Raw genomic sequence first — 26,066 nt, 5'->3', positions numbered from 1 at the left:
CGATCGGTTGTCAGTTGCTGTCGAGCTTCGGGCTGATGCCTTCATTGTGACGATCGGCACCGACAGATTCGGCCTCCTTATGTGCCTTCCTGCCCGATAGATCCAGCATGCCTGCGTGCCCTTACCACAGCCTTACAACTTGCTGACGCGTCCCCAGAGTTCCCGTCAGCAATCACTGCCTGCCCGTTACCCGGCGGCATGTCTAAGAGGAGCGGAGTGCGGTCACCCGGGCGGGCGGGGCGAGCCGCCCACCCGGACAGGACCGAACTGCCCTCCCATGCTGCCCGACTCGAGTCCTAGGTCGCAAGGCTGATGCAACTGCGAATCTCTTGCAATAGTGTCGCGATCACCACCGAAGGAGGACTCATGGGCGACTACACCCTTCCGGACATGCCCTACGACTACGCGGCGCTGGAGCCCGCCATCACCGGCGAGATCCTGGAGCTGCACCACGCCAAGCACCACGCCGCCTACGTCAAGGGCGCCAACGACACGCTGGAGCGGCTGGCCGAGGCCCGCGACAAGGGCGAGTTCGGCGGCCTGGTCGGGCTGGAGAAGACGTTCGCGTTCAACCTGTCCGGGCACGTACTGCACTCGATCTTCTGGCAGAACCTCTCCCCCGACGGCGGCGACCGCCCCGACGGGCCGCTCCGCGACGCCATCGACGAGCACTTCGGCACGTTCGAGGCGTTCCAGAAGCAGCTCACCACCGCCACCGCGTCCGTGCAGGGCTCCGGCTGGGGCGTGCTGGCCTGGGAACCGCTCGGCCGGCGGCTGGTCATCGAACAGGTGTACGACCACCACGGCAACGTCGGCATGAACACCACGCCGCTGCTCGTCTTCGACGCCTGGGAGCACGCCTACTACCTGCAGTATCGCAACGTGCGCCCGGACTATGTCGAGAAGCTCTGGGGCCTGATCAACTGGGAGGATGTGGCCGCCCGCTTTGCTGACGTCACCGGTCAGACCGGTTGACTTGGATTCGCAACAAATTATCGGCCACGCCTCTACTGGTCGGTTTACACAAATAGGTAAGCTGCCAGGCATGCGTGCGCCCTCCGGTTACCTCCTCGCCGCGCGCTACCGGCTCGTCGAACCGGTCGGACGCGGCGGCATGGGCACCGTGTGGCGGGCACATGACGAGCTGCTCAACCGTGAGGTCGCGGTCAAGGAAGTGCGCCTTCCGACCGTGCTCGACGAGGAGCTGCGCGCCGAGCTGTGCGCGCGCACCGAACGCGAGGGCCGGGCCACCGCCATGGTCGCCCACCCGTCGGTCATCACCGTCTTCGACGTGGTCACCGAGGACGACCGGCCGTGGATCGTGATGGAGCTGCTCCGGGCCAAGTCCCTGGAGCAGCTCATCCAGGAGGAGGGACCGCTCCAGCCGCGCCACGCCGCCGAGATCGGCCGCCAGATCCTCGGCGCGCTGCGCGCCGTGCACGCCAAGGGCATCCTGCACCGCGACGTCAAGCCCAGCAACGTGCTGGTGACCGAGGACCGCGCCGTGCTCACCGACTTCGGCCTGGCGGCCCTCGAAGGCGACGTCTCCATCACCCAGGCCGGCATCGTGCTCGGCTCCGCCGGCTACATCGCTCCAGAGCGTGTGCTCGGCGCCAAGGCCAGCCCCGCCGCCGACCTGTGGTCGCTCGGCGCGACCCTCTACACCGCCGTCGAGGGCCGCGGCCTGCACGGACGCCGTACGGCAGCCGCCGCGCTGGCCGCGCTGACCAGCGGCGAGCCCATCCCGATGGCCAAGGCCGGGCCGCTCGCCCCGGTGCTCGACGCGCTGCTGCGCATCAACCCGCACACCCGGCTCGACTCGGTGCGCGCCTCCCTCATGCTCGCCCGCGTGGCGGCGGGCGGCTCCGCCGAGGAGCCGCTGACCCCGCGCAAGGCCCCGCGCCCGGCCATGGCGCTCCACGCGCCGTCTTTCCCACGCCGGCCCGCGCACCGCGGGCTCCACCGGGCCGACGTCACCTCCTCGGCGACCGTGAGCGTGCCCGTCCAGCGGCAGGAACGCAAGCCGGGTGAGGGAGTTCACAGAAAAAGAGGGGAAGCCAGGCCCGCCCCGTCGGCTTATGCCCGCTTGAAATCGACGGTGATAAAGTTGTTCCTTCCTCGGCGGTTCTGGCCAAGAGAACTTCGCAAGCGAGGTTAAAGCACTTCCCAAGCGAGAATCGATATCTTCTTCTCATGCCGGAACAGCAGACGCGCCTGCTAGCGGAGCGTTACGAGCTCATCTCGCCCCTCGGCCGGGGCACCATGGGCACCGTGTGGCGTGCCCGCGACCGCGCCCTCGGCCGCGAAGTGGCGGTCAAGGAGATCCGCCAGGATCCCGGGCTCACCGAGGAGCAACGCGCCGAGCTGCGCGAACGCATGGTCCGCGAAGGGCGCATCGCCGCCCGCATCAGCCACCCGGCCGTCGCCGCCATCCACGACGTGCTCGTCCACGACAACAGCCCGTGGATCATCATGGAGCTCATCGAGGCCCGCTCCCTGGAGCAGGTCATCGACGAGGAAGGCCCGCTGCCGCCCCGGCTCGTCGCCGAGATCGGCGTCGACCTCCTCGGCGCGCTGCGCGCCGCGCACGCCCAGGGCATCACCCACCGCGACGTCAAACCCGGCAACGTGCTCATCACCGAGAGCGGCCGCGTCGTCCTCACCGACTTCGGCATCGCCAAGGCCGAGGGCGACTCCCGGCTCACCCGGACCGGCATGGTGATCGGCTCCCCCGGCTACACCGCCCCGGAACGTGCCAGAGGCGAATACACCGGGCCCGAGTCCGACATCTGGTCCCTGGGGGCCACGCTCTACTTCGCCGTCGAGGGCCGGCCCGCCTACGAACGCTCCACGATCGCCGAGACGCTGGCGGCGCTGCTCAGCGAGAGCGCCGACCCGCCCACCCAGGCCGGCCAGCTCCGCCCGGTGCTCGACGGGCTCCTGCACAAGAACTACAAGCAACGGCTCAACGCCGCCAAGGCCGAGACCATGCTGCGCATGGTGGCCGACACGCCGACGAGCGAGATGCCGGCCATCACCGGCGAGGCCCTCAACCAGGAGTCCCCCTTGTCCCAGCCCGCTTCCCGCCCCCAGCCCGTACCCCCTGCCACACCCGGGCCGGGCGCGGGGACGCCGGCGAGCAGCGAGGTCGGCTCGGCGTTCGCGCCCGGCGCGGCGGCGCCCGTACAGCTCGGCGGGCCCGGCGCGGTGGCCGACTCCGACAGGACGGTCAGCCTGCAGCGGCCCAAGAGCCCCTTCCCCCAGCCCGCCCCTCCCCGGACGCCGCCCGCGCCGCAGTCGCCCCCGCAGGGCCGCCCGGCGCAGGGCACGCCCCCGCAGGGCGGGCCCGGGCAATCCTCCCAGCCTCCGTCCCCCCCGGGCCCGTACGCCCCCGGCCCCCAGGGACCGCGACCGCAGGGATCGGGGCCCCACGCGCCCGGCCCGCAGGGACAGGGCCCCCACGGACCGGGACCCCGAGCGAACGGGCCCCAGGGGCCGGGACCCCAGGCGGCCGTCCCCCACGGCACCGGACCGCAGGGACCCGGCCCGCAGGCGGCCGGACCGCAAGGGCCTCAGGGCCGTGGACCGCAGGCGCAGGGACCGCAAGGGCCTGGGCCTCAGGGCGCCGGGCGACCCGGGCCCGCGGGCAAGGCCGGGGACGAGAGCACCATCGTCACGACGCGCATCCAGCTGCCGAGCGCGCCGGGCCTCCAGGTGTACCCGCCGACCCCGCAGCAGCAGCGCCCCCAGCAGCCCGCTCCCGGGCAACCCCAGCAGGGCCCGTACCCGCCGGGGCCCCAGCAGCCGGAGCGCCCCGACTCCCACGGCCTGGGCACCGACCTGTTCGCCATCGCCGGCCCCGACGAGCCCGCGAGCGGCAACCGCAAGGGCATGCTCATGCTCATGGGCGTCGCCGCCGCCGCGGCCGTGGTGATCGCCATCCTGATCGTGGCCCTGCTTCAGAGCTGATCGCCTGCCCGTGAGCCAGACTGGGAGGCATGAGCGAGTACCGTATCGAACGTGACTCGATGGGCGAGGTGCGCGTCCCGGCGGGCGCCAGGTGGCGCGCGCAGACCCAGCGAGCGGTGGAGAACTTCCCGATCTCGGGCCGGACGCTGGAGCCGTCCCACATCGCCGCGCTCGGCCTGATCAAGGCCGTGGCCGCGGAGGTCAACGGCGAGCTGGGCGTGATCGACAAGGATCTGGCGGAGGCGATCGCGCAGGCGGCGGCCGACGTGGCGGAGAACGAGCACGACGAGCATTTCCCGATCGACGTCTTCCAGACGGGTTCCGGCACCTCGTCCAACATGAACGCGAACGAGGTGATCGCCTCCTTGGCGGAGGAGCGGCTGGGCCGCCCGGTGCATCCGAACGACCATGTGAACGCCTCGCAGTCGTCGAACGACGTCTTCCCCACGTCGATCCACGTGGCGGCGGCGACGGAGGTGACCTACCACCTGCTGCCCTCGCTGGAGCATCTGGCGACGGCGCTGCGGACGAAGGAGCTGCAGTTCCAGGACGCGGTGAAGTCGGGCCGCACGCATTTGATGGACGCGACGCCGGTGACGCTGGGCCAGGAGTTCGGCGGTTACGCGACGCAGGTGGAGCACGGCGCGGTGCGGGTGAAGGCGGCGCTGGGCCATCTGCTGGAGCTTCCGCTGGGCGGCACGGCGGTCGGCACGGGGATCAACACGCCGCCGGGGTTCGCGGAGCTGGCGATCGCGCGGCTGCGTGAGGCGACGGGGATCGGGTTCCGTGAGGCGATGGACCATTTCGAGGCGCAGAGCGCGCAGGATTCGGTCGTGGAGCTGTCGGGCCAGCTCAAGGTGGTGGCCGTCTCCCTGAACAAGATCGCCAACGATCTGCGCTGGATGGGGTCGGGGCCGCGGGCGGGGCTGGGTGAGATCAACCTGCCGGATCTGCAGCCGGGTTCGTCGATCATGCCGGGCAAGGTCAATCCGGTCATCCCGGAGGCCACGGCGATGGTGGCGGCGCAGGTGATCGGCAATGACGCGGCGATCACGTTCGCGGGCGCGTCGGGCAGTTTCGAGCTGAACGTGCAGCTCCCGCTGATCGCCCGCAACATCCTGGAGTCGATCCGGCTGCTGGCGAACGTGTCGCGGCTGCTGGCCGACCGGTGCGTCATGGGCATCACGGCGAACGTCGACAGGCTGCGGGAGTACGCGGAGTCGTCGCCGTCGATCGTGACGCCGCTCAACCGGCATGTCGGCTACGAGGAGGCCGCCAAGATCGCCAAACAGGCGCTCCAGGAGCGCAAGACGATCCGCGAGGTGGTGATCGAGCGTGGCCACGTCGCGAACGGCACGCTGACGGAGGAGCAGCTCGACGGCCTGCTGGACGTGCTGTCGATGACGCGGCCCGGCTAGGGCCGGTCGAGCTCGGCCAGCCGGGCGCGGGCCTGGTCGAGTTCGTCGCGCACCTGGGCGAGCTCGCGTTCGAGCTCCAGGATGCGGCGGATGGCGATGAGCGTCATGCCTTCGTCGACCATGCGGGTGACGTGCTGAACGGCCAGGATGTCGTGGCGTGAATAGCGGCGCTGGCCGCCGTTGGACCGGCCGGGGCTGATGACGTCGTGGCGGTCCAGCCGGCGCAGGTAGGCCGGCTGGACCTGGAGCATCTCGGCCACCTGCCCGAGCGAGTAGAGCGGGGCGTGCTCGTTGTCGAAGGGGAGTTGGGGCATGCGGCCTCTCTCGCTTTCGGACGGGGGCGGGCGGGGGCGGACGGTGGCGCCCGCCCCGGTCGCCGGTGTCAGGCGTTGATGGCCTTGGGCGTGGTCCGCTGGATCTCCACCTTGCGCGGTCTGGCGCGTTCGAGGACGGGGATGCGGACGGTGAGGACGCCGTTGTCGTACCCCGCGTCGATGCGCTCGCTGTCGAGGTGTTCCGACAGGTAGACGCGCCTGGTGAAGGTGCCCATCGGGCGCTCGCGCACGAACAGCCGCTCGCCTTCGCCGATCTCCTCCTCGCGGCGCGCGCTGACGCTCAGGACGCCGCGGTCGACGGTCACCTCGATCGAGCCGGGCTCGACGCCGGGCAGGTCGAAGCGCAGGATGACGTCGTCGTCGCGGCGGAGCCCGTCCATGGCCATCGCGGCTCCGTCGTCGAAGGTCTGGCGGGCCAGGCGGTTGAACTGGCGCTCGAACTCCTGGAAGAACGGGTCGATCGACGTGAGCAGCATCCGAACCTCCTTGAAACTCGGAGTGGCTGTAACCTCCAACTGCAGTTGCAGGTTAACTCCATTACGAGTTGGAAGCAAGTGTCCGGGTGGCCGCTGACCAGCGGGCGAGCAGATCCGCGGCGCCGCCTGAGTCGACGGCGTCGGCGGCCCGCTTGTAGGCGCCCTCCAGGGCCTGGGTGAGCCCCTCGGCCGGGGGCGCGCCGTCGGCGGCCACCAGCGCGGCGGCGGCGTTGAGCAGCACGATGTCGCGCACCGGCCCCGGCGTCCCGGCGAACACGGCGCGGGCGACGGCGGCGTTGTGCCGGGCGTCGCCGCCGCGCAGCTCGTCGGGCGTGGCGCGCGGGATGCCCAGCTCGGCCGGGTCGAAGGAGGTGGGCGTGACCGTGCCGCGCCGCACCACCCAGACCGACGACGGCCCGGACGTGGTGAGCTCGTCGAGCCCGTCGTCACCCCGGAAGACCAGCGAGGAGCCGCCGCGCTCGGCCAGCACGCCCGCGATCACCGGCGCCATGCGCGGATGGAACACACCGACGGCCTGGGCGGCGGGCAGCGCCGGGTTCGTCAGCGGCCCCAGGAAGTTGAACACCGTGGGTACGCCCAGCTCCCGGCGGGCCCGCGAGGCGTGTCTGAGCGCCGGATGGAAGGTCGCGGAGAAGCAGAACGTGATGCCCGCCTCCTCGGCCACCCGCGCCACGGCCGCCGGAGGCAGATCGACGACCACGCCGAGCTCCTCCAGCACGTCGGCCGCGCCGGTGGTGGAGGACGAGGCCCGCCCGCCGTGCTTGACCACCTTGGCGCCGGCCGCGGCCGCGACGACGGCGGCCATGGTGGACACGTTCACGGTGTTGGCGCGGTCGCCGCCGGTGCCGACGAGGTCGACCGTGTCGCCGGGAATCCTGATCGCGGACGAGCCGGCGAGCAGCCCGTCGGCCAGGCCGGCCACCTCCTCGACCGTCTCCCCCTTGGCGCGCAGCGCGACGGCGAAGGCGGCGATCTGCGCGTCGGTGGCCCTGCCGGACATGATCTGCGACATGGCCCAGGCCGCCTCGCGCGCCGACAGGGAGCTGCCGCCGAGAAGCGTGGTGAGCAGTGCGGACCAGGTGACGGTCATGAGGACGCCCTTTCGTGTGTCGGGGAGCTCGACAGGGCGTCGCGGGAGCTCCCGGCGGGCCGCCTCGTCGAGGCGGCCAGGGATGCGTATGCGCTGGTGGGACCGCCTAGGAGGCGGGCCACCACTGGGACGGATACGCGATCACGCGGACAGGCTATCAGGTGCGCCGGACCACATAGGGAAGCGGTCAGGTATGTCGTCCCAGCCCATGCGTGCCGGAGCCGCGACCGCCTAGGGTCGAAGGCATGGAGCTGACGGGGCGCACTGCGCTCGTGACGGGGTCCGGGGGCGGGATCGGCGCGGCGTGCGCCCGGCGGCTGGCCGCGGGCGGGGCCCGGGTGCTGGTCGTCGACCGGCGGGGCGACCTGGCGCGCGAGGTCGCGGCCGAGGTGGGCGGGCTGGCCGTGCAGGCCGATCTGGCCGAGCCGGGGTTCGCCGGCGCGCTCCCCGATGAGCCGGTCGACATCGTGGTGAACAACGCGGGGTTCCAGCACGTGGCGCCGATCGAGGAGTTCCCTCCCGACGTGTTCGCCGCCATGATGCGGGTGATGGTGGAGGCGCCGTTCCTGATCGCCCGCCGGGTGCTGCCGGGCATGTACGCACGGGGCTGGGGGCGGATCGTCAACATCTCGTCGGTCCACGGGCTGCGCGCCTCGCCGTACAAGGTGGCCTATACGACCGCGAAGCACGCGCTGGAGGGGTTCAGCAAGACGCTGGCGCTCGAAGGGGCGCCGCACGGGGTGACCTCCACCTGCGTGTGCCCGGCGTACGTGCGGACCGGGCTGGTCGAGGGCCAGATCGCCGACCAGGCACGCGCGCACGGCATCGCGCCGGACGAGGTCGTCGAGGACATCATGCTCAGGCCGGCGGCGATCAAGCGGCTGATCGAGCCGGAGGAGGTCGCCGAGCTGGTCGCCTACCTGTGCGGGCCGGCCGGGTCGTTCATCACCGGCGTGTCGCTGCCGGTCGACGGCGGCTGGACGGCGCGGTAGTGGTCAGGCGGTTCCTCGAACTGCTGGCCAGGGAGGCGTCGGCGGTCGAGTTCGAAGGCCCGGTCATAGAGGCGCGGGCCGCGGGCGCCGACCCGGCGGCGATCGAGGAACTCGAACGCGCCAAGGTCGAGGCGCTGCGCGTGCGCGCCCTGCTCAGGCGCCGGGCCCGGCGCGAGGCCGAGCTGTCGGCGCTCTACGACACGGCCGGCGACCTGGCCGCGCTGCGTGACCTCGACGCGGTGCTGGAGGCGATCGTGCACCGGGCCAGGCAGCTCCTGGCCACCGACACCGCCTACCTCACGCTGCACGACCCGGACCGCGGCGACACGTACATGCGGGTGACCGACGGGTCGATCTCGGCCAAGTTCCGGTCGCTGCGGCTGGCGATGGGGGCCGGGCTGGGCGGGCTGGTGGCGCAGACGGCGGTGCCGTACTCGACCGCCGACTACTTCGCCGACGCCCGGTTCCGGCACAAGGACGACATCGACGAGGCCGTCCAGGAGGAGGGGCTGGTCGCGATCCTGGGCGTGCCGCTGCGGCTGGGCCAGCGGGTGATCGGCGTGCTGATGGCGGCCAACCGCAGCGCCAGGCCGTTCCACCAGGAGGAGGTGTCGCTGCTGGCCAGCCTGGCCGCGCACGCCGCCGTCGCGATCGACAACGCCAGGCTGCTGCAGGAGACCAGGAACGCGCTGGAGGAGCTCTCCCAGGCGCACCGCACCGCGCGGGCGCACGCGGAGGCGGTGGAGCGGGCCGCCACGGCGCACGACCGCATGACGTCGCTGGTGCTGCGCGGCGGCGGCATCGAGGACGTGGCCGCCGTCGTCACCGACGTGCTCGGCGGCTCGCTGGCCGTGCTGGACGACCTCGGCCGCCCGCTCACCGGCCATGTCGCCGGCCTGACCGATCCCGTACGGGCTGCCGGGCCGGACGCGGACGCGCCCGGCGGGGTGGACCCGGGGGTGCTGGAGGCGGCGCAGGCGTCGCGGGCGCTGGGCCGCACCGTGCGGCGGGGCGACCTGTGCATCGCGTCGGTGGACGTCGGCGGCGAGCCGCTGTGCACGCTGGTGCTGCGCAGCGACGACGCCGACGAGCGCATCCTGGAGCGGGCCGCGCTGGTGTGCGCGCTGCTGCTGCTGTTCCGGCGCAGCGTCGCCGAGGCCGAGGGCCGGGTGCGCGGCGAGCTGCTCGACGACCTGATCTCCAGGCCCGGCTCCCCCGGGCTGGCCGACCGGGCCAGGCGGCTCGGCATCGACCTGACCGCCCCGCACGTCGTGGTCGTCGCCCGGCACGACGGGCAGCGCGAGCGTGCCGCGTTCTGGGCCTCCTCGCAGGCCGCCCAGCGCCACGGGCTGGCCGCCGCGCGGCCGGGCGAGGTCGTGCTGCTGCTGCCGGCCGCGACCCCGGCGCGCTGGCCCAGCGCACCGCCGGCGACCTGTCGGCGTCGCTCGGCACCCCCGCGACCGCGGGCGCCTCCGCCCCGGAGACCGGCCCCGTCGGGGTCGCGCGGGCCTACCGGGAGGCGCGGCGGTGCGCGGACGCGCTCGTCGCGCTCGGGCGCGCCGGTGACGGCGCGAGCGCCGGCGAGCTCGGGTTCGTCGGGCTGCTCATCGGCGAGGGCAGGGACGTGCCCGGCTTCGTGGCGGGCGCGCTCGGCCCCGTCATCGAGTACGACGCCCGCCGGGGCACGGCGCTGGCCGCCACCCTGGCCGCGTACTTCGGCTCCGGCATGTCGCCGTCACGCACGGCCGAGACCATGCACATCCACGTCAACACCGTCACCCAGCGGCTGGACCGGGTCGCCAAGCTGCTCGGCGACGGCTGGCAGGAGCCGGAGCGCGCCCTGGAGATCCAGCTCGCCCTCCGGCTGCACCGGCTCGGCCACACACCCTCCAGCCAGAGTGTGGGGCCCGCGACCATATGAGTGACACGGGTCACTCCCTAGCGTGACGGCATGGCCACTTCCATCAAGAAGATCGTCGGCGCGAGCCTGATCGGCACCACCATCGAGTGGTACGACTTCTTCCTGTACGGCTCGGCAGCCGCACTCGTGTTCAACCAGCTCTTCTTCCCCGAGTCCGATCCGCTCACCGGGACGCTGCTGGCGTTCCTCACCTACGCCGTCGGCTTCGTCGCCCGCCCGCTCGGCGGGCTGGTGTTCGGCCACTTCGGCGACCGCGTCGGCCGCAAGACGCTGCTCGTGGTCAGCCTGCTCATGATGGGCGTCGCCACGTTCCTGATCGGCTGCCTGCCCACGTACACGGGCATCGGCGCGGCGGCGCCGCTGCTGCTGACGGGGCTGCGGCTGGTGCAGGGGTTCGCGCTGGGCGGCGAGTGGGGCGGCGCGGTGCTGATCGTCTCCGAGCACGGCGACGCGAAGCGGCGCGGCTTCTGGGCGTCCTGGCCGCAGGCGGGCGCACCGGGCGGCAACCTGCTGGCCACCGGCGTGCTGGCCGCGCTGGCGGCGTTCCAGTCGGACGAGGCGTTCCTGGCGTGGGGCTGGCGGGTGCCGTTCCTGCTGTCGGGCGTGCTGGTGCTGATCGGGCTCTGGATCCGGCTGACGATCACCGAGTCGCCGGTGTTCCAGCAGGCCGCCCCGGAGAAGGCGCCGCCGATCGTGGGCGTGCTGCGGCACCACTGGCGGGACGTGATCATCGCGATCGGCGCCCGGATGGCGGAGAACATCTCCTTCTACCTGATCACGGTGTTCGTCATCACCTACGCCAAGACGACCGGTCTGGACAACTCGACCGTGCTCGGCGCGGTGCTGATCGCCTCGGCGATCCACTTCGTGACGATCCCGCTGTGGGGGGCGCTGTCGGACCGGTTCGGCCGCCGCCCGATCTACCTGGCGGGCGCCGCGGGCGTCGGACTGTGGATCTTCGCGTTCTTCCCGCTGATCGACACGGGCAACTTCCTGGCGATCACGCTGGCCGTGACGGTGGGGCTGCTGTTCCACGGCATGATGTACGGCCCGCAGGCGGCCTTCTTCTCGGAGCTGTTCGGGACGAGGATGCGATACACCGGCGTGTCGATCGGCGCGCAGCTCTCGGCGATCGTCGCCGGCGCGCTGGCCCCGATCATCGCGGTCCAGCTCCTGCGGGAGTTCGGCAGCAGCCTGCCGATCTCCGCCTACCTGGCGCTCGCGTCGGCGCTCACCCTGGCCGCCGTCTACGCCGCCAAGGAGACCCAGGGCCGCGACCTGGCAGAGAGGATCCGCGCGTGAAGATCACCACGCCGAGGCTCACCCAGCACGTCAGGACCGTCGAGGGCCGCACCGGCGAGCCGGTACTGTTCGTGCACGGCAACGTCTCCTCCGGCGCGTTCTGGCGCGACAGCATGGCCGCGCTGCCCGGCGGCTTCCGCCCGCTCGCGGTGGACCTGCGCGGCTTCGGCGAGAGCGACCCGGAGCCGGTCGACGCCACGCGCGGCGTCCGCGACTTCTCCGACGACCTGGCGGAGCTGGCCGAAGCCCTCGGCCTGACCGCGCTCCACCTGGTCGGCTGGAGCATGGGCGGCGGCGTCGTGCTGCAACTCCTGCTCGACCACCCGGCCCTGGTCAGGAGCGTCACGCTGGTGAACCCGGTGTCCCCGTACGGCTGGGGCGGCACGCACGGCCCCGACGGCACGCTCACGCACCCCGACGGCGCGGGCGCCGGAGCCGGCGCCGCGAACCCCGACTTCGTCAGCCGGCTGAAGGCCGGCGACCTGTCGGACGAGTCGCCCGCCTCGCCCCGCTCGGTCTTCCGCGCCACCTACGTCAAGCACCCGGTGCCCGACGAGGACTTCTACGTACGGGCCATGCTCACCACCCGCGTCGGCGAGGCCAACTACCCGGGCGACCCGGCCACCTCGGCGGCCTGGCCGCACGTCGCGCCCGGCAAGCACGGCGTGCTCAACGCCCTGGCCCCCACCCACTTCCGGCTCGACGGCCTGCCGCAGGTCGAGCCCAGGCCGCCCATCCTGTGGATCAGGGGCGCCGACGACCTGATCGTCTCCGACACCTCCCTGTACGACCTGGCCCACCTCGGGGCGCTGGGCGTGGTGCCCGGCTCCCCCGGCACGCCCGCCCAGCCGATGGTCGCCCAGACCCGGGCGGTGCTGGAACGCTACGGCCGCTACCGGGAGGTCGTGCTGGACGACTGCGGCCACAGCCCGCACCTGGAGCGGCCCGCCGACTTCGACCGGCTGCTGGCCGCGCACCTCGAGGAGGCACGATGATCGTGGCCATGTCGCTCGTGGCGAGCCTGCTCGTGCCCGGCGGCCCCGGCGGGCTGACCGTGCCGGGCGCCGAGCACGCCGTCACCGCCCGGCTCGACGACCTCACCACCGCCGGCACGGTCGCCAGCGGCCACACCGACCCCGCCGACTGGGCCGGACTGCACCCGGCCGCCACGGTCAACCCCACCGGCGTGCCCGGCGTCCAGATCGACGGCTACTTCCCCGACACCTCCACCACCAACGCCACGCACGGCTGGAACCACGACTCCCAGTTCGTCATCCGGCTGCCCGACGACTGGAACGGCGGCCTGGTCGTCACCGGCACCCCGGGCAACCGGGAGCAGTACGCCAACGACTTCACGATCTCCGACTGGGTGCTGGCCAAGGGTTACGCGTTCGCCGCCACGGACAAGGGCAACACCGGCCTGGACTTCCACACCGACGGCCGCCGCCCCGGCGACGCGATCGCCGAGTGGAACGAGCGCGTCACCCAGCTCACGCTCGCCACCAAGGCCGTCGTCAGGCAGCGCTACGGCAGGAAGCCGGCCCGCACGTTCATGGCCGGGATCTCCAACGGCGGCTACCTGGTCAGGTGGCAGCTGGAGAACCGCGGTCACCTCTACGACGGCGGCCTCGACTGGGAGGGCACGCTCTGGCGGCTCAAGGGCGACAACCTGCTCGGCTACCTGCCGGAGGCGCTGAAGGCGTACCCGGACCCGGAGGGCGTGCGGCGGGCCGGGTTCGCGGCGGGCTCGGAGTTCCTGTGGCCGTTCCACCGGCAGCACTACTGGGAGCTCACCCAGCAGCTCTACCAGCGTGAGCTGGACCCGTCCTACGAGGGCGCCCCGGCCGACTACGACTACGCCGAGCGCAGGCCGTACGCGGCGGTGGCCAGGATCGCGCTGACCGGCAGGATCACCAAGCCGCTGATCACCATTCACGGCACGCTCGACTCGCTGCTGCCGATCTCGCGCTCCTCCGACGTGTACGCCGAGATGGTCGGGCCGCACCGCCCCTTCCGCTATCACCGGGTGGAGGGCGGCAACCATCTCGACGGCCTGGTCGACGCCCACCCCGGCAGGCTGACGCCGATGCTGCCGGTGTTCCGCGAGTCGTTCGCCGAGCTGGAGGCGTGGGTTCAGTCCCGCAGGTAGCGGTGCTTGTGCGCGCGGGCCAGCCGCACCATGTGCCGCGCGCCGGGCAGCCGCCGGCCCAGCCGGTGCAGCCGGGTGTCGCGGCCCATCGGGGAGCGCCGCTTCGGGTCGGCGGCGGTGGCCGGGTGCACGGTGACCCGGCCCTTGCGCACCTCCAGCGCGAACCGGAGCCCGACCTCCTCCTCCGGGCCCCGCAGCACCGGCAGCCACACGCCGGTCCCGAGCTCGTCGCGGCCCGGCATCCTGCGCTTGATCGGCAGCTTGGCCACGAGCTGCCCGGCGATCTTGCCGGGCACCCCGGCCTCGGCCAGCGCGGGCGCCGACACCTCGCGCGGCCTGCGGCCGGTGCCGCGCAGCACCAGCTCCAGCGGCGGCCCGCCGCTCGGCGGCAGGTACGGCACGGGCAGCACCACGAACAGGCTCTCGCCGACCAGCTTGGTCTCCACGCCCGGCGACACCAGCGCGATCGACTCGGTGAACGTGCGCGGCTCCACGGCCAGGCCGAACTCGCCCGCGTCGGTCCAGCAGGGCACCACGAGCCGCATCCTGGGCCGCTGGGCCAGCACGCCGAGGCAGTTGAGCGGGCCCTCCGGCCGCCCGACCCGGCTCCTCGCCTGGTGGGCGCCGCCGAACATGCGCACGTGCACCTCCCACTGGCCGGGCCTGAGCGGCTCGCCCTGCGCGGCCGCGGTCACGTCGACCCTGGCCTCGCCGACGATGCGCACCCGGGCGTGCTTGCGGCCGTCGGGCACCCGTTCGACCTGGTAGGCCACCGGCAGGAAGTGCACGTCGCCGGACTCGGCGTGCCGCAGGTAGACCTCGATGCGGGCACGTTCGACGGATTCGCTGACGTCGGTGACGCTCTGCGGGAGCAGCTTGGGGTCGACGGCCCTGGGCGGCCGCCAGTGCAGGCGATCGTCGTCGACGCGGAAGCGCTCGGGCTTGCCGTCGCCGCTCAGCACCTCGACCTCCAGGCCGAGCACGAGCACCTGGGCGTCCCAGCGCACCTCGGTCAGCCCGGCGCTCAGCCCGGCCCGCCGGGTGGAGTTGGCCAGCATGACGAGCTGGTCGAGCCGGCCGGCGCGGATCAGCGCGGCCACGGCCCTGAGCTGGACGGGCAGGTAGCGGTCGAGCCGGTCCGGGAACCGTTCGGCCACCAGCTCCTGGATCATGCGGAAGTAGGCGCCCCGGTCGGTGGACGACCCGGCGAACGCCGACGACAGGAACGGCCGCAGCACCGCCGAGCGGAACCAGAACGCGTACATGCGGTCCCGCTGCCGGCCCTCGCCCACGTACGCGTCGATGTCGCGCAGCAGGGCGCGCAGCTCGCGGACGGCGGCGCGCGGCTCCTCGGGGGCGGGCGGGCGTTCGCCGAGGTGGCAGCAGACCTGTTCGGCGAGGACGGCGATGACCTTGGCCTGGAGGTAGCAGCGGACGGCGAACGCCTGCTCGGCGATGGCCCCGCCGGGGACGGCGAAGCCGAGCTCGTGCTCCTCCAGGAAGGCGCGGCGGTAGAGCTTGTGCGGGGTGAGCAGGGTGAGCAGCCGGTCGCGCAGGATGTCGGCGCGGGCCTTGCTGCGGCCGAAGGCGGTCATCGGCGGCCCGCCGTCGCGCACCAGGCGGCCCACCAGCACGTCGGCGTCGGTCTCGACGGCCCGCTCGTGCATGCGCTCCAGCGCGTCCCGCTCCAGCCGGTCGTGCTGGTCGAGCAGGTAGACGTAGTCGCCCCGGGCGGAGGCGATGCCGACGTTGCGGCCGCGCATGGGCGAGCCCGTGTGCGGCAGGTGCAGCACGCGCACGTTGCGGCGCACGGCGGCGACGGTGTCGAGCCGTTCGGCGATGCCGTCCGTGGACCCGTCGTCCACGAAGATCACTTCATACGCGTCCGGCGGCAGCGTCTGCTCCAGTGTGGAGCGGATGCACGCGTCGGCGGAATCCCCCGGGTTGTGGACATTGACGATCACACTGACCTTCACACCCATGCGGCCAGCGTGCGCGGTCATACACGGCGGGGCCTGACGGCTTGCCGATTACAGGAGGAATGCTGACCTGTTAATACCATCCCCTGGCCTGCGAGTGCCCCCAGGCGCCGCAAGGGGTGCCGTAGCGGCCCTTGATGTAGCCGAGGCCCCACTTGATCTGGGTGGCGGCATTGGTCTGCCAGTCGGCGCCGGCGCTGGCCATCTTGCTGCCGGGCAGCGACTGGGGGATGCCGTAGGCGCCGGAGTAGCGGTTCATCGCCCGCTCGTTCCAGCCGCTCTCCTTCTGCCAGAGGTTCTCCAGGCAGCCCCACTGGTCGGTGCCGAAGCCGAACGAGGACAGCATGGCCTTGGCCGTGGCCTTGTTGCTGCCGGGCGAGGGGTCGCTGCCGGGCGGGAAGTTGGCGGGCGGGAAGCCGTCGCCGCCGGGCGCCTGCTTCTTGATCTCGATGACGTCGAGCGGGTCGTCGTTGGCCGCCCGGCCCTCCTTGAGCTTCTTGGCCCTGTGGGCCTGGAGCGCGGCCTCCTTGAGCTGGTCGGCCTCGGGGTCGGGCGAGTAGAAGTCGCCGCTGGCCATCCGGCCGAGGTCCTCCAGCGAGAGCGGGTCGGCCGGCGGGGCGCTGGCGTTCTCGATGGCGCGGTAGGCGACGAAGCCGCCGCCGCCGAAGACGATCACGGCGGAGAGGCCGATGATCACGACTCGCTTGGGGGTCACCCGCGAGCGTCGGCGTGCCGAGCGGGGGACGCTGCGCGACGGGCGCTCACTCAACCTGGGACCTGGGCTCACGATCCATGAGCTTGCCGTGACTTGGGGGGTGCTGCGCAACCGGAACCGGGGATTCGCTTGGCCGTACCTTGGCCAACCAGCAGGTTACCGGCAACTGTGATTTTGGTCACACTGCTTGGCCCGCCCCTCGGGCACCCGTAACCGAGGGGAGGGCCGATTCATACGCTGTTACAGGGGTTTAAGGATCAGGCAAGAGGCGCGTCACAGTTTCATGACACAACCCGGATATACCTGACAAGCCGGAATAATGTGCGAGTGGCAGGCATCCTTCTCGTCGAAGACGACCCCTCGGTCCGCACAGCTCTGGAGCTGGCGCTGGCCCGGCAGGGGCACTCCGTCACCTCCTACGCGACGGGTGAGGAGGCCCTGGACCACATCCGGTCACGCCGTCCCGAGATCGCCATTCTCGACGTCATGCTGCCCGGCATCGACGGCGTCGAGGTGTGCCGCCGCATCCGCAAGCTCGACCAGCTCCCCGTCATCCTCCTCACCGCCCGTGGCGACGACCTCGACGTGGTCGTCGGCCTGGAGGCCGGCGCCGACGACTACGTGGTCAAACCCGTCGAACCACGCGTGCTCGACGCCCGCATCCGCGCCATCCTGCGCCGCGCCGAATCCGCCTCCTCCGACCGCATCACGTTCGGCGACCTCGTGATCGACCGGGGCGCGCTCAAGGTCACGCTGGCCGGCAAGGAGATCCACCTGACGCCCACCGAGCTGCGGCTGCTGCTGGAGCTGGTGCGCCACCCCGGCCAGGTGCTCAACCGGCGCTACCTGCTGCGCGCCGTCTGGGACCACACGCACGTGGCCGACTCCCGGCTCGTCGACGCCTGCGTGCAGCGGGTCCGCGCCAAGATCGAGCCGAGGCCGGCCGAGCCGGTGTTCATCCACACCGTCCGCGGGTTCGGCTACCGGTTCAGCCCTCCGTGATGAGGCTGCCCACCGGGTTCCGGGCGCGCCTGGTCATCACCTTCACCCTGGTCGCCGTGACCGCGTCGGTCCTGGTCGCCACCATCGGCTTCGAACTGGCCAAGTCGGCGCTGGTCAAGCGGGCCGAGGATTCCGCCGTCGACCTCATCTCCCGAGAGCTCAGCCGGATCACCTTCCCCATTGGCCGACTGCGGCCCGGCGAGGCCGCGCCCAGCACCCGCGAGCTCGGCTACCTGACCCAGGCGCTCGACGGGCCCGGCCGCAGCGTGGTGATCGAGTACGGCAACCTGACGAACGCCGACGGCCCGATGACCATGACCGACGTGCCGAACGAGCTGCACGGCCGCGCCAAGCAGATGGTCGTCTCCCAGCGCCAGCTCCTGCGCGGCGAGCTGTGGCTGATCGTCGGCGCCGAGGTCTACCGCGACCACGGCGCCGGCCCCGAGGCCACCGGGCTGCGCGCGTTCGTCTTCTTCCCCATGCGCGACGAGGAGAGCCAGCTCGCCACCCTGCGCTCCAAGCTCGCCCAGGGCGGCTCGGCCATCGTGGGCATAGCGCTGATCGTGGCACTGCTGTCGGCCCGGCAGGTGCTGCTGCCCGTACGGCGGCTCAGCGCGGCCGCCCAGGCGCTCGGCGAGGGCCGCCTCGACACCCGCCTGCCCGTACGCGGGCAGGACGAGCTGGCCGAGCTCACCGCCCGGTTCAACGACGCCGCGGCGGCCCTGGAGCTGAGCGTGTCCGAGCTGCGCTCCCTGGAGGCGATGTCGCGCAGGTTCGTCGCCGACGTGTCGCACGAGCTGCGCACCCCGCTGACCGCCATGACGGCCGTGGCCGACATGCTCTCGGAGGAGGCCAACCGGCTCCCGCAGGCCCCCGCCGAGGCCGTACGGCTGGTCCTGCGCGAGATCGAACGGCTGCGCGAGCTCGTCGAGCACCTCATCGAGGTCAGCCGCTTCGACGCGGGCACCGCCACGCTCAACCTGGAGGAGGTCAACGTCGCCGACGCGATCCAGGACTGCCTGGAGGTGCGCGGCTGGAGCGAGAAGGTCCGGGTGAACTCCTCCCGCAGCCTCCTCGTCAGCCTCGACCCCAGACGCTTCGACGTCATCGTCGCCAACCTCGTCGGCAACGCCCTCAAACACGGCGAACCGCCCGTGATGGTCAGCGCGAGAGCCACGGACAACGGCCTGGAGGTGAAGGTGCGCGACCACGGCAAGGGCATCCCGCCGGAGGCGATGCCGCACGTCTTCGACCGCTTCTTCAAGGCGGGCTCCGGCCGCGCCCGCAGCCAGGGCAGCGGGCTGGGCCTGGCGATCGCGCGCGCCAACGTGCACCTGCACGGCGGCACGATCTCCGTACGCGCCCAGCACCCCGGCGCGCTCTTCACCGTCTGGCTCCCGCACAACAGGAGCCCGCTGGCATGAGACGGACCCTGGCCGGAGCCCTGCTGCTGCTGACGGCGGCGTGCGGCATCGCCCCCACCGACGTGGTCGACCGGGCCCGGGCGCCCGTCGTCGACATCCCGCCGCCCTCGAAGACCATCTACCTGCTCAAGGACGGCGAACTGTCGCTGGAGCCCGCCGACGTCCAGTCCGACTCGGTGAGCAGCCTGCTGAACGCCCTGTTCGCGGCCTCCACCAAGCCGCTCGGCGACCTGGACACGGCGCTGCGCGGCTTCACGCTCGAACGCATCGAGGACTCGCTGAACCCCGTCCCGCGCGACGAGGTCAGGCTGCCCAGGACCTCGACGCTCACCATCTACATCCGCGGCGATGGAACCCTGACCAGGGTCGGCAAGGCCCAGATCGTCTGCACGGCCCAGCAGGACCCCTCCGTCGAGGACATCAGGATCGTGCAGACGTACGGAGACCGCCGCCCGGCCAGGCGCGAGGGCGGTCTCCAGTGCCCGGAGCAGGTGAGCCCTAGAGGGTGATGTCCTCCAGCATCTCCGTCACCAGCGCGGCGATCGGCGAGCGCTCCGACCTCGTGAGCGTCACGTGCGCGAACAGCGGATGGCCCTTGAGCTTCTCCACCACCGCGACCACGCCGTCGTGCCGCCCGACGCGCAGGTTGTCACGCTGGGCGATGTCGTGCGTGAGCACCACGCGCGAGTTGGCGCCGACCCGGCTGAGCACGGTCAGCAGGACGCCGCGCTCCAGCGACTGCGCCTCGTCCACGATCACGAACGCGTCGTGCAGCGACCGGCCGCGGATGTGGGTGAGCGGAAGCACCTCCAGCATGCCCCGGTCGAGCACCTCGTCGATCACCTCGGGCGTGGTGACCGCGCTCAGCGTGTCGTAGACCGCCTGCGCCCACGGGCCCATCTTCTCGCCCTCGGTGCCCGGCAGGTAGCCCAGCTCCTGGCCGCCCACCGCGTACAGCGGGCGGAACACCACCACCTTGCGGTGCTGGCGGCGCTCCAGGACGGCCTCCAGGCCCGCGCAGAGCGCCAGCGCCGACTTGCCGGTGCCGGCCCGGCCGCCCAGCGACACGATGCCGATCTCCGGGTCCATCAGCAGCTCCAGCGCGATGCGCTGCTCCGCCGACCGGCCGTGCAGACCGAACACCTCGCGGTCGCCGCGCACCAGCTTGACCGACTTGTCCGGCTGGACCCGGCCGAGGGCCGAACCCTTCGCCGACAGCAGCCGCAGACCGGTGTGCGCCGGCAGGTCCCTGGCCTCCTCGAGATCGGCCGTGCCGCTGTCGAACAGCGTCTCGACGTCCTCCGCGGTCACCTGGACCTCGGCCATCCCCGTCCAGCCCGACTCGATCACCAGACCGGCGCGGTACTCCTCCGCGGCCAGGCCGATCGAGGCCGCCTTGACCCGCATCGGCAGGTCCTTGGAGACGAGCACGACGTCACACCCCTCGGCGGCCAGCGAACGGGCCACCGTCAGGATGCGGGTGTCGTTGTCGCCCAGGCGGAAGCCCACGGGCAGGATGGACGGATCGCTGTGATTGAGCTCAACCCTGATCGTGCCGTCGCCGGTCGGCATCGGCTCGTCCAACCGGCCGTACTGAACCCGCAGGTCGTCAAGGTAGCGCAGGGCCTTTCTGGCGAAGTAGCCCAGCTCGGGATGGTGCCGCTTCCCCTCCAGCTCAGTGATGACGACGATCGGCAGAACGACGTCGTGCTCCGCGAAGCGGGTCATGGCCGCCGGGTCGGCGAGCAGGACCGATGTGTCGAGCACGTACGTGCGCTTGGCCGAGTTGGACGAAGGGTTGCTCGAGGACACTGCCACACGTTCTCCCCCGGGCGCCCATGGGGACGGGCGCCCTGCAGACGAGGCGGGAATCGGACCGGGCCCGTGTCCCCGACCGCGACATGCCACCGGGGGCGCCGGACTCCGGCCCCCCTCGGCAGTGTTGGCGCAAAGGCGGGCCCTTTCCGGAGCGTCCGGCCTGCGGCCGGACACTTCCAACGTTACGTCCTGGATACCCAGATGTCCCGTCAGGAACCGTAACGCCGGTGTCTCGCAGCGTAGTCGCGCAGCGCCCGCAGGAAGTCGACCCTGCGGAAGTCGGGCCAGTATGCCTCGTGGAAGTAGAACTCTGAATGAGCGCTCTGCCACAGCATGAAGCCCGACAGACGCTGCTCGCCCGAGGTCCGGATGAGGAGATCCGGGTCGGGTTGGCCGCGGGTGTAGAGATGCTCCGCGATATGTTCGACATCGAGCACCTCGAAGAGGTCCTCGATGCTCGCGCCCTTGCTCGCATGCTCCTGCAGGAGTGAGCGCACCGCATCGGCAATCTCACGCCTTCCTCCATACCCAACTGCAACGTTCACAATCAGGCCGGGACGGTGCGATGTTGCTTCTTTCGCAGTTTTTAGGACATTAGCCGTGCGATCCGGCAGCAGATCGAGCGCGCCGACCGGGCTGATCCGCCAGCCCTGGTCCACCAGCTCCTGCGTGACGTCCTCGATGATGCGCAGCAACGGCTCCAGCTCCTCGCTGGGCCGGTTCAGGTTGTCGTTGGACAGCATCCAGACCGTGACGACCTCGACACCCGTCTCGCGGCACCAGCCGAGCAGCTCGGAGATCTTGTCCGCGCCCTTGCGGTGGCCCTTGGCCACGTCGCTCATGCCCATGGCACGCGCCCAGCGGCGATTGCCGTCGATGATCACCCCGACGTGCCGGGGAATGCTGTCCTTCGACAGCTTGGCCTCCAACCGGCGCTCATACAGCCGGTAGACCAGATCGCGCAGGCCCACGGAGTCCCTCCAGCGCTGGCGTGCCTCAGGTCGGATGACCTAACAGGCAATTATCACCGCGTTTCGCCCGTGCCCGTGCCTGAACGCGATAGTTCTTCACAACAGATGATCTCGGCCTCGTCGACCAGGCCACGAACGAAGCCCGCCAGCTCCGCCGACGTCAGCACCGCCCGCGCCCCCTGCCCGCCGGCGCCCCAGGCCTCCACGAACGCCCGCCGCGTCAACCGCCACGCGCCCCGCCCGCCCGGCCGCGGCTCCCACACCGGAATCGTACGCAACCAGCAGCCCAGCTCGCCCCCCGCCGCCCCGCCCCGCCGCGTCCGATACCGGAACGAGAACAGCTCCCCGCCCTCCGGGAACCGGTCATCCGGATCCGGCCACCGCCCCGCCTCCCCCTCGCCCCGCCGCGCCTCCTCCACACCGCCCGCCAGCCTCGCCAGCAGCCAGCCGCACCGCTCCCCGACCGTCCCGTACGGCAGCCCGTCACGCCACAACGCCAGCGTCACCTCGTACGGCCTGCCCGCCCTGTCCACGCACGCCACGGGCGTCACATCCAGCACCGACCCGTCCACACACCGCAATCCCCCCACCCCGCTCACCCTTCCCACCCAGCACCAACCAACCCCTTCCCCGGCAGGGCGTACGCAGCCGCAAGCAGGTGGGAGGGCACGCCCGCCCCCTGGCAGGACCGCCGCAGGCAGCCGGGAGGGCGCGCCTGCGGCCCAGCCGGCGCCGCCCGTCCTCACGCGCACGCCGGGGTCATCGGTGGCGGTGGGGGAGGAAACGGGCCCACCACGGGGGCTTGGGGGGCGGGAGGAGTTTGCCTTGGCTGGTGAGCCAGGCGGCGAAGTCGTCGGCGTCGGCGCGGTAGCCGGGCGGCGGGGTGATGCGGGAGGCGGCGTACGCGGCGAAGTCGGCGGCCAGGTCGGGCCCCGAGGCGGCGGCGGCGTCCGGGCGGAGCCTGGCCACGACGCTACGGCGTTTGGCGACGAGGCTGTTCGCCTGGATGCGCAGCCGTTCGGGGTCGAAGCCGTCGGGCGGGGGCGCGCCGGTGACCAGGGCGGCGATCAGCCGTTGCTGGGCCCGGGCGAGGTCGTCGCGCTCGCCGGTCATGCCAGTGCCGCCCGGATGCGGGAGAGCTCGGCGGCCAGGGCGTCGTCGCTGGGGTAGTGGTCGTCCCATTCGAGCAGGACGCCCGGCGGGTCGACGCGGGCGCGGAGCTGGGCGAGGACGTCGAGGACGGCATCGGGGACGGCCGTGGTGTGGGTGTCGTGCCAGACGCCGTCCCGTTCGTACCCGCCGGCCACGTGGACGTACGCGAGCCGTTCCAGGGGCAGGGTGTCGAGGGCGTGGGCGGCGTCGAGGCCGAGGTTGACCTGGTTGGTGTAGAGGTTGGCCACGTCGATCAGCAGGTGTACGCCGGTGCGTTCGACGAGTTCGGTGAGGAACTGGGCGTCGGTGAGCTCGTCGTCGGGCCAGCCGAAGAGGGCGGCGACGTTCTCCAGGGCGAGCGGCACGGGGAGGGCGTCCTGGGCCTGGCGGACGTTCTCGGTGACGACCTTGAGCGCGTCGCGGGTGCGGGGCACGGGCAGGAGGTGGCCGGCCTCGATGCCGCCCGCCCTGACGAACGCCAGGTGCTCGCTGACCAGCGGCGCGTCGAGGGCCTGGGCGCAGGCGGCGAGGTGGGCGAGCGTGGCGGGCGAGGGCGGTTCGGCGCCGCCGACGCCCAGGCTGACGCCGTGCGGGATGACGGGCAGGCCGCGTTCGCGCAGCAGCCGCAGTGAGTGCGGGAGTGCCGCCGGGCGCACGTTCTCGGCGATGACCTCCACGAACTCGACGCCCGGCAGCCGTTCGACGGTCAGGTCGATCTCCGCCCGCCAGCCGATCCCCACACCCAGCCGCCTCACGCACCCTCCCCGATCGTCAGGTTCCGGCGTCGCCGCCCATGAAACCGCCACCTGCCCGCCCGGGGAAACCCCCGGGCGGGTGACCTTCGTCCCTCCCGTCGTCCGGCGCCTGGTCAGCCGGTGGGCTGTCCGTCGCAGAGCGCCGCCTTGACGAGCCCGTCCAGCAGCTTCGGGTAGGCGGCCATGTCGAGTTCGGCGTCTCCGGCGGTCAGCGAGGCCGTCACGGTCCTGCCGCCGTCGGGCGAGCTGTACATCAACGCCGCGTAGCCCGCCGGGGGGCTGCCGTTGTGGTTGACCACGGTGCCGCAGCCGGGACCGAGGTCCTTGACGAACACCCCGAGGCCGTAGCGGCCGTAGAGGGGGTCGCTCTTGGCGTGCGGCTCGCGCATCTCGGTCAGCAGCCCGGGCGGCAGGAGCTTGCCGCCGTTGAGCGCGGAGAAGAACGTCCGGAGGTCCTCGGTGGTCGAGATCATGTCACCGGCCCCCGCCAGCAGGGTGTTGTTCTGGCGGGAGACGTCGGCCACCTTCCACTGGCCGGCGTCCTGGTAGCGGAAGTAGCCGTGGGCGTACGGGCCGGGCAGCCGGGTCCGGTCGCCCGGCACCACGGTGCCCGTCAGCCCGAGCGGCCGCACGACCCGCCGCTTCAGCTCCGCGTCGAACGAACGGCCGGTGACCTTCTCGATCAGCAGCATGGCCAGCGTGTAGTTGGTGTTGGAGTAGCTCCAGTCCGCCCCCGGCGCGAACTTCACCGGCTTGGACAGCGCGAACCGCACCAGCTCCTGCGGCCGGTAGGAGCGGAACCGGTTGTCCAGCCACTCCTTGCCCGTCGCGGGGAGACCGGGCACCCATGAGCCGTCGGGGGCGAGGTCGCCGGTGTAGTTGAACAGGCCGCTGGTGTGCTGCAGCAGCATGCGGACCGTGATCCGCCGGTCCAGCCCGAACTCGGGCAGGTAGCCGTCCACCGGGGAGTCCAGCCCGAGCTCGCCCTCGGCCACCAGTTGCAGCACCACGGTCGCGACGAAGGTCTTGGTGACGCTGCCCACCCAGGTGTGCCCGTTCGCGGGCGGCTTCGCGCTCGCGCCCAGCTTGCGCCGCCCGGCGCTGCCGGTCCACTCGCCCCGCTCGTCGCGCACGCGCACCTGCACGCCGAGGAACCCGGCGTCGACGAACGCCTGGACGGCCTGCTGCAGCTCCGGGCGGTCCTGGCCGGCGTCGTGCGACACGGCCGCGCTGCTGGTGGCGGCGGCCGCGCCCGGCGCGACAGCCGGGGGCGCGATGGCCCCGGCCAGCAGCCCGACCGCCAGCGCTGTGACCGCCATCGGCCGGAAGACGGTGGGCCGGCGTCTCGGCGCGCCGCCGTCGCGGCGGATCGTCCCGGTCGCTCCGGCGTGTCCTGCTGCGGAGGAGCCGTGGTTGCGTTGTTCCCTCATGACTGTCCCTGCCTACGGTGTTCGGTCCCAGGTGGCGGTCATGGACTGTCGTCAGCGACTCGCTGCACCGTCCATGACGTCCACGGTCGCCGGTCGCGCTGACGCCGGGCCGTCATCGGCCTGACGCCGCCGCTGACACGCGACTCCCGTACGGGACCGCGGGTGGCGGGGTCAGCCGCCGCCACAGCCTCCGCAACCGCCGCCGCAGCCGGAACCGCCGCCGCCGTCACCGCCTCCGCCTCCGCTGTCGCCGCTGCCGCCGCCGAAGTCGTTGCCGCCGACGCCGCCGCAACTGCCGCCCGCGCAGCTCGATCCGTACGGGACGTCCTGGCCTCGGCTGTCGAGCTCGGCTTCCAGCTCGGGGTCGCCCAGCTCGCCGAGGCCGTGCAGGGCGACGGGCACGGCGACCGGGACGGCGAGGGCGCCCATGCCGGACGCGGCGAGGACGCCCGCGGGGTGGGCGGAGCGGGCGAGGCGCAGGTGCTCGTGGGCGGTGTCCGTGAGCTGGTCGGCGAGCGCCCGCCGGCGGCCGTGCGCGATCAGGCCGGTGACGCCGGCCACGGCGAGGGCCGCCGCGCCGAACCCCACGACCAGCGTGTGCGGCACGGCCAGGAAGACGGCGAGCCCGGCCACGGCCAGGACGAGCGACACCGCCGACAGCGCCTTGAGCCGCCTGAGCAGCCGCCTGGCCGTCGCGTGGGAGCCGTCGGGCACCAGCAGCCCGTACCGGACGAGCTGGTGCCGCACGCTGTCCACGGCGGGGCCGTTGCCGACCTGGTGGCGTACGGAGGCGGCGGCCAGGCCCGTGGGCTGCGCCCGTACGGCGTCGAGGACGGCCCGCTCGACCGGCTCCTTCGGGCGGGTGGAGCCGGCGAGGCGGTGCAACTGGCCGCCGCGTGAGACGCGCAGCCGTTCGGAGCGGACCAGGACGGCGATGGCGGTGTTGACCACCCGTTTGGGCCCGCCCGCCAGGTAGGCCAGCTCGTAGGGGGTCAGGTCGCGGGTGCGGTCGCCGTCGCCGCCCGCGCGCCGCCGCCGGTCGAGTTCGGCCAGGGCGGAGACGGCCCGGGAGATGGGCACGGCCAGGGCGGCGCAGACGATCAGGGTGAGGACGAGCCCGGTGATGCTGTCCAAAGCGGCCTCCTCT

24 protein-coding genes and 1 pseudogene are annotated in these 26,066 nt (G+C 72.4%); 13 read left to right on the top strand and 12 right to left on the bottom strand.

Annotation, left to right across the window (positions count from 1 at the left end):
- Window positions 1-366: 366 nt before the first annotated feature.
- From ACBI99_RS28640 to ACBI99_RS28625, 4 genes are all read left to right on the top strand, one after another.
- Window positions 367-975: a superoxide dismutase gene (locus ACBI99_RS28640; protein ID WP_357586299.1), complete on the top strand. Its 609-nt coding sequence runs from the start codon at window positions 367-369 to the stop codon at window positions 973-975.
- A gap of 70 nt (window positions 976-1,045) precedes the next feature.
- Window positions 1,046-2,158, top strand: coding sequence for a serine/threonine-protein kinase (locus ACBI99_RS28635; protein WP_219504968.1), 1,113 nt, complete (start codon window positions 1,046-1,048; stop codon window positions 2,156-2,158).
- Window positions 2,159-2,193: 35 nt separating this feature from the next.
- Window positions 2,194-3,969 (top strand): protein kinase, encoded by a 1,776-nt coding sequence (locus ACBI99_RS28630; RefSeq protein ID WP_375073931.1) that lies wholly within the window; start codon window positions 2,194-2,196, stop codon window positions 3,967-3,969.
- Between the two features lie 29 nt (window positions 3,970-3,998).
- Window positions 3,999-5,387, top strand: coding sequence for a class II fumarate hydratase (locus ACBI99_RS28625; RefSeq protein ID WP_357586295.1), 1,389 nt, complete (start codon window positions 3,999-4,001; stop codon window positions 5,385-5,387).
- Here ACBI99_RS28625 and ACBI99_RS28620 read toward each other — a convergent pair.
- From ACBI99_RS28620 to trpD, 3 genes are all read right to left on the bottom strand, one after another.
- Window positions 5,384-5,701: a MerR family transcriptional regulator gene (locus tag ACBI99_RS28620; protein ID WP_219504974.1), complete on the bottom strand. Its 318-nt coding sequence runs from the start codon at window positions 5,699-5,701 to the stop codon at window positions 5,384-5,386. The two genes, ACBI99_RS28625 and ACBI99_RS28620, sit on opposite strands and share 4 nt — an antisense overlap.
- A gap of 68 nt (window positions 5,702-5,769) precedes the next feature.
- Complete coding sequence (locus ACBI99_RS28615) at window positions 5,770-6,198, bottom strand: Hsp20/alpha crystallin family protein (RefSeq protein WP_219504975.1); 429 nt, start codon at window positions 6,196-6,198, stop codon at window positions 5,770-5,772.
- Window positions 6,199-6,259: 61 nt separating this feature from the next.
- Window positions 6,260-7,309 (bottom strand): anthranilate phosphoribosyltransferase, encoded by a 1,050-nt coding sequence (trpD, locus tag ACBI99_RS28610; RefSeq protein ID WP_357586293.1) that lies wholly within the window; start codon window positions 7,307-7,309, stop codon window positions 6,260-6,262.
- A gap of 245 nt (window positions 7,310-7,554) precedes the next feature.
- Between trpD and ACBI99_RS28605 the strand changes: the two genes are divergently transcribed.
- The 6 genes and pseudogenes from ACBI99_RS28605 (at window position 7,555) to ACBI99_RS28580 (ending at window position 13,673) form a co-directional block, all read left to right on the top strand.
- The gene (locus ACBI99_RS28605; protein WP_375073930.1) at window positions 7,555-8,301 is read left to right on the top strand and encodes an SDR family NAD(P)-dependent oxidoreductase; all 747 of its coding nucleotides are present in this window, start codon (window positions 7,555-7,557) and stop codon (window positions 8,299-8,301) included.
- Window positions 8,232-9,653, top strand: a pseudogene (locus ACBI99_RS28600) (GAF domain-containing protein); the annotation flags it as partial. The gene ACBI99_RS28605 and the pseudogene ACBI99_RS28600, both read left to right, overlap by 70 nt.
- Before the next feature lie 374 nt (window positions 9,654-10,027).
- Window positions 10,028-10,222, top strand: a complete 195-nt coding sequence (locus ACBI99_RS28595) for a helix-turn-helix domain-containing protein (RefSeq protein WP_375073991.1) — start codon at window positions 10,028-10,030, stop codon at window positions 10,220-10,222.
- A 30-nt stretch (window positions 10,223-10,252) separates the two neighbouring features.
- A complete protein-coding gene (locus ACBI99_RS28590) occupies window positions 10,253-11,524 on the top strand; it encodes an MFS transporter (protein WP_219504981.1) in 1,272 nt (423 codons plus the stop codon).
- On the top strand, window positions 11,521-12,519 hold the full coding sequence (locus tag ACBI99_RS28585; protein WP_375073929.1) for an alpha/beta fold hydrolase: 999 nt from the start codon (window positions 11,521-11,523) through the stop codon (window positions 12,517-12,519). The genes ACBI99_RS28590 and ACBI99_RS28585 overlap by 4 nt, the downstream gene beginning before the upstream one ends.
- Window positions 12,516-13,673 (top strand): tannase/feruloyl esterase family alpha/beta hydrolase, encoded by a 1,158-nt coding sequence (locus tag ACBI99_RS28580; protein WP_357586288.1) that lies wholly within the window; start codon window positions 12,516-12,518, stop codon window positions 13,671-13,673. Before ACBI99_RS28585 ends, ACBI99_RS28580 begins: the two co-directional genes overlap by 4 nt.
- On the opposite strand, the gene ACBI99_RS28575 is transcribed toward ACBI99_RS28580, so the two are convergent.
- Together ACBI99_RS28575 and ACBI99_RS28570 are read right to left on the bottom strand one after the other, a co-directional pair.
- Complete coding sequence (locus ACBI99_RS28575; RefSeq protein WP_219504987.1) at window positions 13,658-15,655, bottom strand: glycosyltransferase family 2 protein; 1,998 nt, start codon at window positions 15,653-15,655, stop codon at window positions 13,658-13,660. The genes ACBI99_RS28580 and ACBI99_RS28575 overlap by 16 nt on opposite strands.
- Window positions 15,656-15,725: 70 nt before the next feature.
- Window positions 15,726-16,367, bottom strand: a complete 642-nt coding sequence (locus tag ACBI99_RS28570; RefSeq protein ID WP_308125745.1) for a lytic transglycosylase domain-containing protein — start codon at window positions 16,365-16,367, stop codon at window positions 15,726-15,728.
- 327 nt (window positions 16,368-16,694) lie between these two features.
- Here ACBI99_RS28570 and ACBI99_RS28565 point away from each other — a divergent pair, with 327 nt between their 5' ends.
- Genes ACBI99_RS28565 through ACBI99_RS28555 form a run of 3 tightly spaced genes read left to right on the top strand, consistent with a single transcriptional unit; the run spans window position 16,695 to window position 19,302 of the window.
- On the top strand, window positions 16,695-17,369 hold the full coding sequence (locus tag ACBI99_RS28565; RefSeq protein WP_375073928.1) for a response regulator: 675 nt from the start codon (window positions 16,695-16,697) through the stop codon (window positions 17,367-17,369).
- Complete coding sequence (locus tag ACBI99_RS28560; protein WP_246644893.1) at window positions 17,369-18,793, top strand: HAMP domain-containing sensor histidine kinase; 1,425 nt, start codon at window positions 17,369-17,371, stop codon at window positions 18,791-18,793. Before ACBI99_RS28565 ends, ACBI99_RS28560 begins: the two co-directional genes overlap by 1 nt.
- Window positions 18,790-19,302 (top strand): hypothetical protein, encoded by a 513-nt coding sequence (locus ACBI99_RS28555; RefSeq protein WP_357586286.1) that lies wholly within the window; start codon window positions 18,790-18,792, stop codon window positions 19,300-19,302. The genes ACBI99_RS28560 and ACBI99_RS28555 overlap by 4 nt, the downstream gene beginning before the upstream one ends.
- On the opposite strand, the gene ACBI99_RS28550 is transcribed toward ACBI99_RS28555, so the two are convergent.
- The 7 genes from ACBI99_RS28550 to ACBI99_RS28520 all read right to left on the bottom strand — a co-directional run bounded on the left by ACBI99_RS28550 (window position 19,292) and on the right by ACBI99_RS28520 (window position 26,053).
- Window positions 19,292-20,560 carry a PhoH family protein gene (locus ACBI99_RS28550; protein ID WP_219505104.1) on the bottom strand — a complete coding sequence of 423 codons (1,269 nt, stop codon included), beginning with the start codon at window positions 20,558-20,560 and terminating at the stop codon, window positions 19,292-19,294. The two genes, ACBI99_RS28555 and ACBI99_RS28550, sit on opposite strands and share 11 nt — an antisense overlap.
- 260 nt (window positions 20,561-20,820) lie before the next feature.
- On the bottom strand, window positions 20,821-21,582 hold the full coding sequence (locus ACBI99_RS28545; protein ID WP_049573692.1) for an isoprenyl transferase: 762 nt from the start codon (window positions 21,580-21,582) through the stop codon (window positions 20,821-20,823).
- 53 nt (window positions 21,583-21,635) lie between these two features.
- Window positions 21,636-22,142 (bottom strand): hypothetical protein, encoded by a 507-nt coding sequence (locus ACBI99_RS28540; RefSeq protein WP_364176859.1) that lies wholly within the window; start codon window positions 22,140-22,142, stop codon window positions 21,636-21,638.
- Window positions 22,143-22,341: 199 nt separating this feature from the next.
- Entirely contained in the window at window positions 22,342-22,695 is a 354-nt protein-coding gene (locus ACBI99_RS28535) for a hypothetical protein (RefSeq protein ID WP_357586282.1), read from the bottom strand.
- Window positions 22,692-23,489 carry a DUF692 domain-containing protein gene (locus tag ACBI99_RS28530; protein ID WP_375073927.1) on the bottom strand — a complete coding sequence of 266 codons (798 nt, stop codon included), beginning with the start codon at window positions 23,487-23,489 and terminating at the stop codon, window positions 22,692-22,694. Before ACBI99_RS28530 ends, ACBI99_RS28535 begins: the two co-directional genes overlap by 4 nt.
- A 113-nt stretch (window positions 23,490-23,602) precedes the next feature.
- Window positions 23,603-24,919 (bottom strand): serine hydrolase domain-containing protein, encoded by a 1,317-nt coding sequence (locus ACBI99_RS28525; protein WP_375073926.1) that lies wholly within the window; start codon window positions 24,917-24,919, stop codon window positions 23,603-23,605.
- A 171-nt stretch (window positions 24,920-25,090) separates the two neighbouring features.
- The gene (locus ACBI99_RS28520; RefSeq protein ID WP_375073925.1) at window positions 25,091-26,053 is read right to left on the bottom strand and encodes a TIGR04222 domain-containing membrane protein; all 963 of its coding nucleotides are present in this window, start codon (window positions 26,051-26,053) and stop codon (window positions 25,091-25,093) included.
- Window positions 26,054-26,066 lie beyond the last annotated feature (13 nt).

Source organism: Nonomuraea sp. ATR24, assembly GCF_041950485.1.
GTDB classification, from domain to species: Bacteria; Actinomycetota; Actinomycetes; order Streptosporangiales; family Streptosporangiaceae; genus Nonomuraea; species Nonomuraea ceibae.
Note: the sequence above shows the minus strand (reverse complement) of the source record. Positions and strands in the feature narration are given on the sequence as shown.